Source organism: Streptomyces sp. NBC_00019 (genome assembly GCF_045041015.1).
Lineage (GTDB): Bacteria > Actinomycetota > Actinomycetes > Streptomycetales > Streptomycetaceae > Streptomyces.
Genome location: NZ_CP108302.1, coordinates 4,189,897 through 4,203,246 on the forward strand (window position 1 = coordinate 4,189,897; position 13,350 = coordinate 4,203,246).

At 69.2% G+C, this 13,350-nt stretch carries 12 protein-coding genes; 5 read left to right on the plus strand and 7 right to left on the minus strand.

Annotated elements, in window-relative coordinates; all coding sequences use genetic code 11:
* Positions 1-33 precede the first annotated feature (33 nt).
* Both OHU89_RS19745 and OHU89_RS19750 read left to right on the plus strand, forming a co-directional pair.
* Positions 34-2,025, plus strand: a complete 1,992-nt coding sequence (locus OHU89_RS19745; protein WP_405644621.1) for a glycosyltransferase family 2 protein — start codon at positions 34-36, stop codon at positions 2,023-2,025.
* On the plus strand, positions 2,022-3,959 hold the full coding sequence (locus tag OHU89_RS19750) for a galactose oxidase-like domain-containing protein (protein ID WP_405644623.1): 1,938 nt from the start codon (positions 2,022-2,024) through the stop codon (positions 3,957-3,959). The genes OHU89_RS19745 and OHU89_RS19750 overlap by 4 nt, the downstream gene beginning before the upstream one ends.
* Positions 3,960-4,014: 55 nt before the next feature.
* Here the strand turns inward: OHU89_RS19750 and OHU89_RS19755 are convergent, their stop codons facing one another.
* Positions 4,015-5,034 (minus strand): glycoside hydrolase family 6 protein, encoded by a 1,020-nt coding sequence (locus tag OHU89_RS19755; protein WP_405644625.1) that lies wholly within the window; start codon positions 5,032-5,034, stop codon positions 4,015-4,017.
* Between the two features lie 164 nt (positions 5,035-5,198).
* Here OHU89_RS19755 and OHU89_RS19760 point away from each other — a divergent pair, with 164 nt between their 5' ends.
* Positions 5,199-5,969: a GAF and ANTAR domain-containing protein gene (locus OHU89_RS19760; RefSeq protein ID WP_405644627.1), complete on the plus strand. Its 771-nt coding sequence runs from the start codon at positions 5,199-5,201 to the stop codon at positions 5,967-5,969.
* Positions 5,970-6,249: 280 nt separating this feature from the next.
* Here the strand turns inward: OHU89_RS19760 and OHU89_RS19765 are convergent, their stop codons facing one another.
* From OHU89_RS19765 to OHU89_RS19785, 5 genes are all read right to left on the minus strand, one after another.
* Positions 6,250-6,903 carry a class F sortase gene (locus OHU89_RS19765; RefSeq protein WP_405644629.1) on the minus strand — a complete coding sequence of 218 codons (654 nt, stop codon included), beginning with the start codon at positions 6,901-6,903 and terminating at the stop codon, positions 6,250-6,252.
* A 1-nt stretch (position 6,904) separates the two neighbouring features.
* Positions 6,905-7,426, minus strand: a complete 522-nt coding sequence (locus OHU89_RS19770) for a hypothetical protein (RefSeq protein WP_405644631.1) — start codon at positions 7,424-7,426, stop codon at positions 6,905-6,907.
* A gap of 103 nt (positions 7,427-7,529) precedes the next feature.
* Positions 7,530-8,309: an HAD-IIA family hydrolase gene (locus OHU89_RS19775; RefSeq protein ID WP_405644633.1), complete on the minus strand. Its 780-nt coding sequence runs from the start codon at positions 8,307-8,309 to the stop codon at positions 7,530-7,532.
* A gap of 145 nt (positions 8,310-8,454) precedes the next feature.
* Positions 8,455-9,165 (minus strand): hypothetical protein, encoded by a 711-nt coding sequence (locus tag OHU89_RS19780; protein ID WP_405644635.1) that lies wholly within the window; start codon positions 9,163-9,165, stop codon positions 8,455-8,457.
* A 368-nt stretch (positions 9,166-9,533) separates the two neighbouring features.
* Positions 9,534-10,703 carry an ROK family protein gene (locus tag OHU89_RS19785; protein ID WP_405644637.1) on the minus strand — a complete coding sequence of 390 codons (1,170 nt, stop codon included), beginning with the start codon at positions 10,701-10,703 and terminating at the stop codon, positions 9,534-9,536.
* Here OHU89_RS19785 and OHU89_RS19790 point away from each other — a divergent pair.
* The gene (locus tag OHU89_RS19790) at positions 10,702-11,787 is read left to right on the plus strand and encodes a Gfo/Idh/MocA family oxidoreductase (RefSeq protein ID WP_405644638.1); all 1,086 of its coding nucleotides are present in this window, start codon (positions 10,702-10,704) and stop codon (positions 11,785-11,787) included. The two genes, OHU89_RS19785 and OHU89_RS19790, sit on opposite strands and share 2 nt — an antisense overlap.
* Entirely contained in the window at positions 11,784-12,293 is a 510-nt protein-coding gene (locus OHU89_RS19795) for a heme-degrading domain-containing protein (protein WP_266891903.1), read from the plus strand. The genes OHU89_RS19790 and OHU89_RS19795 overlap by 4 nt, the downstream gene beginning before the upstream one ends.
* Positions 12,294-12,391: 98 nt before the next feature.
* On the opposite strand, the gene OHU89_RS19800 is transcribed toward OHU89_RS19795, so the two are convergent.
* A complete protein-coding gene (locus tag OHU89_RS19800) occupies positions 12,392-13,249 on the minus strand; it encodes a fumarylacetoacetate hydrolase family protein (RefSeq protein ID WP_405644640.1) in 858 nt (285 codons plus the stop codon).
* Between the last annotated feature and the right edge of the window lie 101 nt (positions 13,250-13,350).

Sequence of the window (13,350 nt, forward strand, 5' to 3'; positions counted from 1 at the left end):
GCACGCGATGACTCGCGTGTGGGGGGATGACTCATGACGTCGACGCCGACGGGCGCCCGGCAGAACTTCGACCCGTCTGAGACCACTCAGCTCAGGGTGACTTCACAGACCCGGACGGGCACGTTCCGCCGGATCAAGAAGACCCTGCCGAAGTACGACTACGAGCACTACAGCCGATTGGCCGGACCCCTCACCCAGCCCGATCCGTCGAAGCCCTACAAGGTGGAGTACCGATCGCTGATCTCGCAGGAGACGCACCGCATCAGAGTCGCCCTGATGCTGGCCGCCGCGCCGGTGCTCTCCCTGGTCCTGCTGTTCTGGCTGCTCCAGCCCGAGCACTGGACCGAGCGCGACTACGTGGACTTCAAGTGGCTGCCCGCGCTCGACATAGTGATGCTCGTCTCGATCGGCCTGATCGAGTTCTTCCGCTGCATGAACGTGCTGTCGAACGCGCACGCCACGCTGGTCGCCCGCGACCCGATCCCGGTGGTGCCCGAGACCGGCACGAGAGTGGCCTTCCTGACCTCCTTCGTGCCTGGGAAGGAGCCCCTGGAGATGGTCACGAAGACCCTGGAGGCGGCGGTCAAGCTGCGCCACCGGGGCCTTCTGCATGTGTGGCTGCTCGACGAGGGTGACGACCCCGAGGTCAAGGAGGTCTGCGCCCGGCTCGGCGTGCACCACTTCTCCCGCAAGGGCATCGCGAAGTGGAACCAGGCCAAGGGACCGCACCGCGCCAAGACCAAGCACGGCAACTACAACGCCTGGCTGGACGCCCACGGCGACGGCTACGACTTCTTCGCCTCGGTCGACACCGACCACGTGCCGCTGCCCAACTACCTGGAGCGGATGCTCGGCTTCTTCCGCGACCCGGACATCGGCTTCGTCATCGGCCCGCAGGTCTACGGCAACTACGACAACTTCGTCACCAAGGCCGCCGAGTCGCAGCAGTTCCTCTTCCACGCCCTCATCCAGCGCGCCGGCAACTACTACGGCGCCCCGATGTTCGTCGGCACGTCCAACGCCGTGCGGATCAGGGCGCTCAAGCAGATCGGCGGCCTGTACGACTCGATCACCGAGGACATGGCCACCGGCTTCGAGATCCACCGCCACAAGAACCCGGCGACGGGGAAGAAGTGGCGCTCGGTCTACACCCCGGACGTGCTCGCGGTCGGCGAGGGCCCCAGCGCCTGGACGGACTTCTTCACCCAGCAGATGCGCTGGTCCCGAGGGACGTACGAGACGATCCTCAAGCAGTACTGGAAGGGCTGGTACTCCCTGCCCCCCGGCAAGCTCTTCAACTACACGATGATGATCATCTTCTACCCGATGTCCGCCCTCAACTGGATCCTCGCGGCACTGAGTTGCGCACTGTTCCTGGGCCTGGGCGCCTCGGGTGTGAACATCGACCCCACCGTGTGGCTGATGCTCTACGGCAACGCCTCCGCCCTGCAGATCGGCCTCTACGTCTGGAACCGCAGGCACAACGTCTCCCCGCACGAGCCCGAGGGCTCCGGCGGTGTGGCCGGCATGGTGATGTCCGCGCTGTCCGCGCCGCTGTACGCCAAGGCCCTGATCGACTCCGCGCTGCGCCGCAAGAGCAAGTTCGTCGTCACCCCCAAGGGCGACTCGGCCAGCCCCGACCGCTGGTTCGGGACCTTCCGCTACCACTGGTACTTCATCGCGATCTTCGGCGCCTCGATCGCCGCCGGTTTCGTCTACGGCCACTCGCACCCTGCGATGATCATCTGGGCGATCTTCGCCATGCTGATCACCGCGACGCCGATCTTCGTCTGGCGGCACATGCTGCGCCAGGAGAAGAAGAAGCCCGCCGAGGAGCCGCAGCCGCAGGGCCCGGCGGTCCCGGCGCAGCAGCAGTACCAGCCGCAGCCCCTGCCGGCCCAGCACGCGCCCGCCCAGAAGCCGAGCTGGGCCGCCTCTCAGCCGGGCGGCGGAGACGGAAACAGCGGGGGCAACGACCAGACCATGCAAATCGCCCTGGGTGGACTTGGGGGACGTAAGGAATGAACGACCGTGCCGGACGCCGTCGTGCCCGTCGCCTAGCGATAGGTACGGCGGTGGTACTCGCACTGGCCGGGATGAACGGGCCGTGGCTCTACCGCTTCGGGACCGAGAAATACCACCAGTACAAGATCAACAAACCGGAGTACAAAGCCGACAACGGCAAGTGGGAAGTCGTCGATTTTCCGGAGGAGTTCAGACAGAACACGATCCACGCGGCGCTGCTGCGCACCGGCAAGGTGCTGCTCGTCGCGGGGTCGGGGAACAACCAGGAGAACTTCGACGCCAAGAAGTTCGACACCCGTATCTGGGACCCGGTCAAGGGCACCATCAAGAAGGTGCCCACGCCCAGCGACCTGTTCTGCACGGGCCACACTCAGCTGTCCAACGGCAATCTGCTGATCGCGGGCGGTACGAAGCGGTACGAGAAGCTCAAGGGTGACGTCACCAAGGCCGGCGGCCTGATGATCGTCCACAACGAGAACCCCGACAAGCCGATCACCCTGCCGGCGGGCACCAAGTTCACCGGCAAGGAGAACGGCAAGACGTTCGTGTCGAAGGACCCGGTCGTCGTGGAGCGTGCCGAGAAGGTCTTCGACAAGAAGACCGGCGAGTTCCTGCGCAACGACCCGGGGCTCGGCCGTATCTACGTCGAGGCGCAGAAGTCCGGCCGCACGCACGAGACCGGTACGCAGGACAACTACCGCATCCAGGGACTGTCCGGCACCGACGCGCGCAACACGTACGGCATCGCGCAGAAGCTCGCCCTCGACAAGAAGGACTTCCAGGGGATCCGGGACACCTACGAGTTCGACCCGGTCGCCGAGAAGTACATCAAGGTCGACCCGATGAACGAGGCCCGCTGGTACCCGACGCTCACCACCCTGAGCGACGGCAAGGTCCTCAGCGTCTCCGGCCTCGACGACATCGGACAGCTGGTGCCGGGCAAGAACGAGGTCTTCGACCCGAAGACCAAGACCTGGACCTATCTGCCCAAGACCCGCCAGTTCCCGACGTACCCCGCGCTGTTCCTGATGCAGAACGGCAAGGTCTTCTACTCGGGTTCCAACGCGGGCTACGGGCCTGACAACGTCGGGCGTGACCCGGGCGTCTGGGACGTCGACACCAACAAGTTCACCAAGCTGTCGGGGCTCAGCGACCCCAAGCTGATGGAGACGTCCGGCACGGTGCTGCTCGCGCCGGCGCAGGACGAGAAGTACATGGTGGTCGGCGGCGGCGGGGTGGGTGAGTCCGACAAGTCCAGCGACAAGACGCGGATCATCGACCTGAAGGCGGACAACCCGAAGTTCGAGGACGGACCGACGCTGGAGAAGGGCACGCGGTACCCGAGCATCTCGGTCCTGCCGGACGACTCCATCCTGGTGTCGGGCGGCTCGGAGGACTACCGCGGGCGCGGTGACTCCAACATCCTCCAGGCCCGGATCTACCACCCCGAGACGAACACGTTCGAGCAGGTGGCCGATCCGCTGGTGGGCCGGAACTACCACTCCGGTTCGATCCTGCTGCCCGACGGCCGGGTGATGTTCTTCGGCTCGGACTCGCTCTACAGCGACAAGGCCAACACCAAGCCGGGCGAGTTCGAGCAGCGCATCGAGATCTACACGCCGCCGTATCTCTACCGGGACTCACGGCCGTCGCTGTCCGGTGGTCCGCAGACCATCGAGCGCGGCGAGTCCGGGACGTTCACCTCGCAGCACGCCTCGACGATAGAGAAGGTGCGGCTGATCCGGCCCAGTGCGGCGACGCATGTCACCGACGTGGATCAGCGGTCGATCGAGCTGAAGTACAAGGTGTCCGGGGACAAGATCACGGTGACGGTGCCGAAGAACAAGAACCTGGTGCAGTCGGGGTGGTACATGCTGTTCGTCGATGACGATCAGGGGACGCCGAGCAAGGCACAGTGGGTCAAGGTTCCTTAGGCGGTAACAGTTGAGGGCGCCCTCCGTATGACGGAGGGCGCCCTTCGCTGTGCGGCTACTTACTGGCCTTCGCCAGGTTCAAGGCGTACTCCCCCCACCACTCCCCCGCCTTCGGGCCGCCCTTGCACTCGCCGTCCGACTCTCCCGGGCGCTTGACCCAGACGTACGCGTCGACCAGCGGGTCCGCGGTCTTCGTCGTCGGGGTTTCGCCCAGGGCGCGGCCGGGCGGGTTGCACCAGCGTTCGTCGGCCTTGCCCTCGTTGTAGGGGCCGTTGCCGTTGCGGCTGGTGTCGATCACGAAGTGCTTGTTGCCGACCTTCGCGGAGAGCTGCTTGCCGTAGGCGATCGAGTCCTCGGTCGAGTAGAAGTTGGAGACGTTGACCGAGAAGCCGTCGGCCTTGTCGACGCCCGCCCACTGGAGCGGCTCGAAGATCTGGTCCGGGTGGCCCCAGCCGGCGTTGCCCGCGTCCAGGTAGACCTTGGTGTTCTTCAGGGACTTGAGCTTGGCGATGGCGCCCTGGAGGAGGTCGTAGCGCTCCTCGTGGAACTCGTCCTGCGTGCAGCCGTCGACCAGGTGCAGTACGGCGTCCGGCTCCAGGATGACTGTCGCCGCGCGGTCCCCGATGCCCGCGGCCACGCCGTCGAGCCAGGTCCGGTAGGCGTTGCCGTCGGCGGCGCCGCCCTGCGAGTAGTTGCCGCAGTCGCGGTGCGGGATGTTGTAGAGGACCAGCAGAGCCGTACGGCCCGCCTTGTCGGCGGCCTCGGTGAAGCCGCGCGCCTCCTGCTCGGGGTTCTCCGTGCCGATCCACTGCCCGGTGGGCTGCTCGGCGATCTTGCGGATCTGTTCGGCGTCCGCGTCCTTGCCGGACTTCTCGAACTCCGCGACCTGCTGGGCCGCGGTGCCCTCCGGATTGACCCAGAACGGGTCGGTCTCCTTGGGCTGTTGGGTGATCTTGGCGCCGGACGCGTCGTCCGGCTCGTCCTTGTCCCCGGACGAGGAGCATCCGGCGATCATCAGTGCCGCCCCCAGCACTATCGCGGACGTCCTCATCCCGGCCCCCCTCGTGCCGTACATCCAACTCCCCCTCGGTGCTGCAGTCGAAGGCTCAATCCTGACATACGTGTCGTGGGGCACACGAGATCGCCCGAGCCTTGTCGGGGAGCTGTTACAGCACCCATGGTCGGGGTAGGCGCGCGCTGGGGCGGGGACGGGCGGACAGCGAAGGGGAGTGGGCGAGGATGCACCACACCACCCGGGAGCTCCGGCTGGCAGCGGCGCTGGTGGAGGCCGCGGACACCCTGTCCGACAGCTTCGGCATCGAGGACTACCTGCAGCGACTGGCGGACCACTGCGTCGACCTGCTGGCCGCGCAGGCGGCCGGGGTCATGCTCATCGACGGCGGGCGCACCGTCTCGCTGACGGGCAGCAGCGCGCACGAGGACATGGCGATCGATCTGCTCCAGGCCCAGCACAGCGGCGGCCCCTGCCTGGACACCTACGGCTCCGGCAGGGCGGTCCCGCCGGTCTCGATCCGGGCGGCCCGCGCGGCCTCCCGCTGGCCGGACTTCACCGAGCGGGCGCTGCGCCACGACGTCGTCACGACCTTCGCGGTGCCCCTGCGGCGCAGCGATCGGCTGTTCGGCGCGCTCAACGTCTTCGTGCCCACCCTGCTCGGGGAGCCGTCGTCCGGCTCGGAGCTGCCGATGGCCCAGATCCTCGCCGACTCCGCGTCCCTCGGGCTCCAGAACAACACCGTCCACTCCCAGTGCCGCACCCTGGCCGGACAGTTGCAGCAGGCCCTCTCCAGCCGGGTCCGTATCGAGCAGGCGAAGGGCATGCTCGCCGAGCGCTGGAACGCCCGCGCCGACCATGCCTTCATGGCCCTGCGGCAGTACGCGCGCCGCCGCCGGCTGCCCCTGGACCGGGTCGCGAGCGCGGTCATCGAACGGAGTGCGGACGACACCGAGCTGCGGCGGGAGTTCGACGGCACCGCCGGTGGACCCTCGTAGAACCGCGTACCACCTGGCCGTATGACGCAGAGCCACCAGGTTTTGACATGGCGTCAAATGCCCCCTAGGCCTCGGGGCACATCCGTTCTAAAGTCTTCCTACAGAAGGCCTCAGCCCCCGGCCGACTGCCCACCACAACTGGCTTACGAGCCTCCCGTGCCGGTCGCCGGGTTACTCCCGCAGCCTGTGCGCGCGGTTGAGGACCAGCCCGGTCGGCGGCTTCGGGGGGAGCGGGCCGTCGACCGGGCCAGGTGGCGCGGGCCGGGTGGCGCGGCCAGGTCTAGAGGCCGGTCCCCGTCAGATACGCCGACACGATCACGTTCGCCGTATAGCTGCGGCTCGCGCGGTCGAAGGTGCCGCCGCAGGTGATGAGCCGCAGTTCGGCACGGCCCTTCTCGTGTGTCCCGTAGGCCTGGCGGGCGTCGAAGAGGTCGCGGGCGACGACCTGGACGTCGTCGACGGTGAACTCGGCGACCCTGCCGTCGTCGCGGATCACCCGGACCGTCTCGCCCGGCTTCAGCGCGCTGAGCTTGTAGAAGACGGCGGGCCTGGTCTCGGTGTCCACATGCCCCACCATCAGCGCGGCCCCGGCGGCCCCCGGCTTCACCCCGGCGGCATACCAGCCGACGACGCCGGCCTGGTCGTAGGGCGGCGGGTCGATCGCGCCGCCCCCGTCGAGCCCGCGGGCCACCACGGGCGCCTGCACGCCGAGTCCGGGAATGTCGATGCGCTGCGGCAGCGCGGGCCTCAACGGCTCGGCGGGGGGCGGCAGTTCGACGTCGGGTGGCCGTCCGACCGCCGCCACGTCCCCGGTCGTGGGCGCGGATATCCCGTTGCGTACGTCCGTGACCTCCCGCCCCCACAGCCACAGCCCGAGCAGCAGCACCACCCAGGCCACCCCGGTGAGGAGGCGACCCGTGCCGGAGGAGCGCATGTCAGTCGCTCCCACGGCTCCGGCGGACCCTCCGCAGCACCACCGCCGCGGCCGCCACCCCGGCCAGCACCAGTCCGGTCACCGCCTGCGCGGTCCCGGGTCCGGCCGAGCGGGCGTCGACGGCGGCGAGGTGAGCCGTGCCGCCGCCGCCCGCCTGGACCGGGGCGACGGGAGAGGTGTGCGGGGACGGCTCCTGTACGACGGTGACCGCGGCCTTGTGGGACGTGTCCCCGCAGGTGACCTGGACGTCGTAGGAGCCCGCCCGCAGTTCGGTGCGGACCCGGGTCTCGCCGACGAGGGTGCCGTCCGCCCCCGTGAGCCGTACGTCGGCGACGAACGCCGCGGAGACGGCCGTACCGGTTCTGTCGGCGCAGCCGCTCACGCGAAGGGCGATGTCGGTGCCGGGGGCGGGGGACGACGGGGTGACTGCGACTGCTTCGCCGTCGGCCGCGTGCGCGGCCGGGGTGGTCAGTGCGGTGACCGCCAGCAGTGTGGTGCAGAGAGTGAGGCGTAGTGAACCCATCGTGAACCTCCAGATATGTGGAGAGTCCCCCGGGGGCGGCGGCCCCGCATCCTCAGGGGGCCGCCACTACTCCGTACGAGTCGTCTTCATGGGTCGTGGCGTTTCAGATCCGGTCCACGAGGTCCGCGATCGAGTCCACGACCTTCGACGGGCGGTACGGGTACCGCTCGATGTCCGCATCCGACGTCAGACCGGTGCGGACGAGGAACGTCACCATCCCCGCCTCCAGGCCCGCCAGGACATCCGTGTCCAACCGGTCACCGATCATCGCGCTGGACTCGGAGTGTGCCCCGATCGCGTTCAGGCCCGCCCGCATCATCAGCGGGTTCGGCTTGCCGACAAAGTACGGCTTTTTGCCGGTCGCCGCGGTGATCAGTGCCGCGACCGAACCTGTGGCCGGCAGTACCCCTTCGGGTGAAGGTCCGGTCTCGTCGGGATTCGTCGCGATGAACCGAGCACCGTTGTTGATGAGCCGGACGGCCTTCGTCATCGCCTCGAAGGAATAAGTCCGAGTTTCACCAAGAATGACAAAGTCAGGGTCTGTATCGGTGAGGACGTAGCCGACCTCGTGAAGGGCCGTGGTGAGACCCGCCTCGCCGATGACATAGGCGGAACCACCTGGCCGCTGGTCCTCCAGGAACTTGGCGGTAGCCAGCGCCGAGGTCCAGATGTTCTCAACCGGGACGTCCAGGCCCATCCTCCGCAGACGGGCGTGCAGGTCCCGCGCCGTGTAGATGGAGTTGTTGGTGAGCACCAGGAAAGGCTTGCCCGACTCCCGGAGCCTCTTCAGGAAGGCGTCGGCGCCGGGGATCGGTACGCCCTCGTGGATGAGCACACCGTCCATGTCGGTGAGCCACGAATCGATGGGCCTGCGGTCTGCCATGTGCGGGATCTCCTGCCGTACGCATGTACGCGGTGCTGCGTCGGCCCCAGCCTAGACAGTGGCCGGATCTTGAGGGAATGGCCGACTTCCGGTTGGTTCGGCCTCCGGTTGGTTCGGCCTCCGGTTGGTTCGGCTTCCGGGTGTCTCAGCGGCGGCGGGCCAGGAGCAGCGTGCCGCCGGTGGTGAGGAGGAGGGCGGCGGCCAGGAGGCGGGCGGGGGTGCTGGGGCCGGTATGGGCGAGTTCCGCTGCCTCTTCGGCGTCGGGGAGGGCGTCGGCGGTGTCGCTCGGGGGCGGCGGGGTGTCGGTGTCGACGGCGAAGCGGTAGTCGTTGGACTGGCCCACCCAGTCGCCGTCGTCCTCATGGCGTTGTACGACAGCGGCGTTGGCGGTGACCTCGTTCGGTACGGCGTCCGAGGTGAGGGCGAGGCGCATCTTCACGGTGCGGGTCTTGCCGGGGGCGACGGTGAGGCCCTGCCGGAACACCCCTACGAGTTCGTCCTCGTCGGTGGTCTCGAAGCGGACGGGGTGGGGGCGCATGCCCTCGTAGAACTCGAGTTGGGGCTGGTCGGGTTCCAGGGCGTGCTTCTTGTCTACGAGGACCACTACCGGGTGGATGTTCTCGCAGGTGCGGTCCGTGGTGTTGGTGAGGTCGAGGTACCAGGTGGCGTATCCGCCGCCGATCTCGTAGGCGGCGGGGCCGCCGTGGATGCGGGTGGTGAGGGGGAAGGTGCGGGCGTCGGGGGCGGCGCAGGTGGGCGCGGCGGGGGCCGCCGCTTGGGCCGGGGTGGGGGCGAGGAGCAGGGCGGCTGCCGCGGCTAGGGGGAGGGTGGCGGTGGCGGGCGTACACAGTCGCATAAACACATGACCATGGCGGGTGGGGGTGGGGAACGGGGGGTGCCGCTCCGGGCCGGGGTGGAATGCCGCCCGATCGGCGGTGGGGGGATGCCTGCGGCGGCCCGTCGCGGTTCGGTGGGGGTTCGCGTTGCGCACTACGGTCGGATTGTGGGTCGGTGCCGTACCGGGGGGTGTCCGTCCTCGGTCGGGCGGTGCTGTGTCTTTGGCGGTGCGGTTGGTTGGGCGCCCGACGCTGCGGGCGGACACCCCCCGGTACGTCCCCTGCTCGCCGTTGCGCGAGCGCGGGTGCGTCCCGTCTGGGGGCGGCGGTACATCGGTGCGGGCGCGTCCCGTCTGGGGGCGGCGATGGCCGTTCTACGGTGGTCGGCTCAGCCGTCCGCTCGGCCGAACAGGGGGGCGAGCAGTAGTTGGGCGGCGCCCTCGGCCACGCCCCTGGTTCCGCCGGGGGCGAGTCGTACGGGCACGGTGCCGTTTCCCTGTGCGCGGTCGTCCAGTGCTGTTTGTACTCCTCGTACGAAGAGCTCCGGCGCCGCGGTGACCGTGCGTCCGCCGAGGAGTACTACGTCGATGTCGAGCAGCCCGACCAGGTTCGCGGCGCCTGCGCCGAGTACCCGGGCCGCCGTCTCCGTGTCCCCTCGTGTCACGGCTCCCAGGCACAGGGCCTCGATGCAGCCCCGGTTTCCGCAGTCGCAGGGTGGGCCGTCGAGCTGGATGACCTGGTGGCCGAACTCTCCCGCGCCCGTACGGGCGCCCCGGTGCACCTTGCCGCCGATCACCAGACCGGCGCCCAGTCCCGTACCGAGATGCAGATACGCGAAGGAGTCGGCCTCGTCTCCGACGGCCAGGCCCAGGGCTGCCGCGTTGGTGTCCTTGTCCACGGCGACCGGCATGCCGAGTCGGCGCGCCAGTGCGTCACGGAGGGGGAAGCCGTCCCACTCGGGGAAACCGGTGACGCGGTGCAGCACTCCCCGCCCGTGGTCGAGCGGTCCCGGCAGAGCCACGCCCACGCCGAGTACCGACCTCGGCCGCAGCACTGAGAGCAACGCCTCGGCGAGGTCGGCCACCCCCTCCACCACGGCGTCGGCTCCCGACCCCAGGTCCATCGCGACGCACCGCTCCCCCACCACGGTCCCGTCCAGGTCGACCAGCACCGCCCGCAGCTCGTCCCGGTCCAGGTGCACTCCCAGTGCGTGGCCGGCCTCCGGGACCAGCCGCAGTACCGTCCGGGGCTTGCCGCCCGTCGATGCCCGGTGGCCCGCCTCCGTCGCGAGGTCCTCCTCACGGAGTCGGGCGGTGATCTTGCTGACGGCCTGGGGGGTGAGGCCGGTGCGGTCGGCGAGTTCCAGGCGGCTGATGCCCTCGGTTCCCGCGGTGCGCAGCAGGTCCAGCACCAGTGCGGTGTTGTGGCTGCGCAGCCCGAGCAGGTTCACTCCGGCCGTCACCGGGCGCCCGCCGCTCGCCGACTTCTTCGTCCTGTCCACGCCACCATTCTCCCTACCGCTTGCACTTTGGCAACAGCGTTGCCAAAGTGGGGGCATGACTGGTACGGCTGATACCCCTCTCCGCGTGGGCCTCATCGGTTACGGCCTCGCGGGCTCCGTCTTCCACGCCCCGCTGATCGCCGCCACCGAGGGCCTCGTCCTCGACACGGTGGTCACCTCGAACCCCGAGCGCCAGGAGCAGGCCCGCGCCGAGTTCCCGGACGTACGCGTCGCCGCCACGCCCGACGAACTGTTCGAGCAGTCGGCCGGCGAGCTGGATCTCATCGTCATCGCCTCTCCCAACAAGACGCATGTCACGCTCGCCACCACCGCCCTCGAGGCCGGTCTCCCGGTCGTCGTCGACAAGCCGGTCGCCGGCACCGCCGCCGAGGCGCGGCAGCTGGCCGCGCTCGCCGAGGAGCGGGGACTGCTCCTCTCCGTCTTCCAGAACCGGCGGTGGGACAACGACTTCCTGACACTTCGAAAGCTTCTCGCCGACGGTGAGCTGGGCGACGTGTGGCGCTTCGAGTCCCGCTTCGAGCGGTGGCGACCGCAACCCAAGGGCGGATGGCGGGAGTCCGGTGACCCGGCAGAGATCGGAGGTCTGCTGTACGACCTCGGCAGCCATCTCGTGGACCAGGCACTCGTCCTCTTCGGTCCCGTCACCTCGGTGTACGCCGAGTCGGACATCCGGCGCGCCGGTGCCTCGGTCGACGACGACACCTTCATCGCGCTCACCCACGCGAGCGGGGTGCGGACCCAGCTGTACGCCACCGCCACCACCGCCCAACTCGGGCCCCGTTTCCGGGTGCTGGGCTCGCAGGCCGGATACGTGAAGTACGGCCTCGATCCCCAGGAGGCGGCCCTCAAGGACGGCGAGCGGCCGGCCGAGGGCAAGGGCTGGGGCCTGGAGCCCGAGTCGCTGTGGGGGCGGGTCGGTGCCGGTGAGTCCCCGCTGACAGGTGGCGGTCGGCCCGAACCGACCCTCGCCGGCGACTACCCCGCTTACTATGCGGCCGTGGCGAAGGCCCTGCTCGACGGCGGTCCCAACCCGGTGACCGCAATGGAGGCGGCCGCCGCCCTCGACGTGCTCGAGGCGGCCCGCCGTTCGGCCCACGACGGAGTGGTGGTGAAGCTGTGACGCACAGCGGCGAGTTGACCCCGAAGTTCCATCCGGAACTGACCCCGCCCATCGAGGAGCTGGAGGCACAGGAACGCCGTCTGGTCTTCCGCCAGTTCACGAATGACGACGCCTGGGCCCTGGGTTCCCTGCTGGTGGAGCTGGCCCGTGAGCGCCAGGCCCCCGTCGCCATCGACATCCACCGCGCCGGCCAGCAGCTCTTCCACGCCGCCCTGCCGGGCTCCGCCCCGGACAACGACGCCTGGATCAACCGCAAGCGCCGCGTCGTGGAGCGCTACGGCTCCGCCTCCTATCTGGTCGGCGCCCGCTTCCGCGCCAAGGGCTCCACCTTCGAGGAGTCCTCCCGTCTCGACGCGGACGAGTACGCGGCCCACGGCGGTTCGTTCCCGATCACCGTGGAGGGCGTGGGGGTCATCGGTTCCGTGACGGTGAGCGGTCTGCCCCAGCTCCAGGACCACAAGTTCGTGGTGGAGGCGCTGGAAGAGTTCTTGAACAAGAACGTGTAGACGACCTGCCTTAGGGGCGCGGGGAACTGCGCGACCAGCCACGAACGGCCCGCGGCTGACGTACAAGCCGCAGTTCCCCGGCTCTCCCAGCGGAGCGTCTACGCGTTCTTGAACTCCTGGCGCTGACGTCCGAGCCCCTCGATCTCCAGCTCCACCACATCCCCGGCCCGCAGGAACGGCTTCGGCTCCGGCTGCCCCAGCGCCACCCCCGCCGGCGTCCCCGTGTTGATCACATCACCGGGGTACAGCGTCATGAACTGGCTGACGTACCGCACCACTTCCGCCACCGGGAAGATCTGCTCGGCCGTCGTCCCGTCCTGCTTCAGCTCCCCGTTGACCCAGAGCTTCAGCGACAGGTTCTGCGGGTCCGGTACCTCGTCCGTCGTGACCAGCCACGGACCCAGCGGGTTGAACGTCTCGCAGTTCTTGCCCTTGTCCCAGGTCCCGCCCCGCTCGATCTGGAACTCCCGCTCGGACACGTCGTGCGCCACCGCGTACCCGGCGACATGCGCGAGCGCCGCCTCGTCCGAGTCGAGGTAGCGGGCCGTACGTCCGATGACCACCGCCAGCTCGACCTCCCAGTCGGTCTTCTCCGACTTGCGGGGCACGAGGACGGTGTCGTGAGGGCCTACGACCGTGTCCGCGGCCTTGAAGAAGATGACGGGCTCGGAGGGCGGCTCTGCGCCGGTCTCGCGGGCGTGGTCGTGGTAGTTCAGGCCGATGCACACGATCTTGCCGATCCGGGCGAGCGGCGGTCCGACGCGCAGCCCGGTGGCGTCCAGCGCGGGCAGCTCGCCGGCCTCCGCGGCCGTGCGGATCCGCCCGAGCGCCGCGTCGTCGGCGAGCAGCGCTCCGTCGATGTCCGGGACGAGACCGCTCAGGTCCCGCAGCGTCCCGTCGGCGTCGAGCAGCGCGGGCGCCTCCGCTCCCGCCGTACCGACTCGCAGCAGCTTCATGATCACAATCTCCCTCGATCGCGGGGCGCCATCCCATGGGTGCAGCCATCGGATGACTGGTCGATCCTCCAAGGTCGGCGTCCAGTCCGCAATACCCGGTT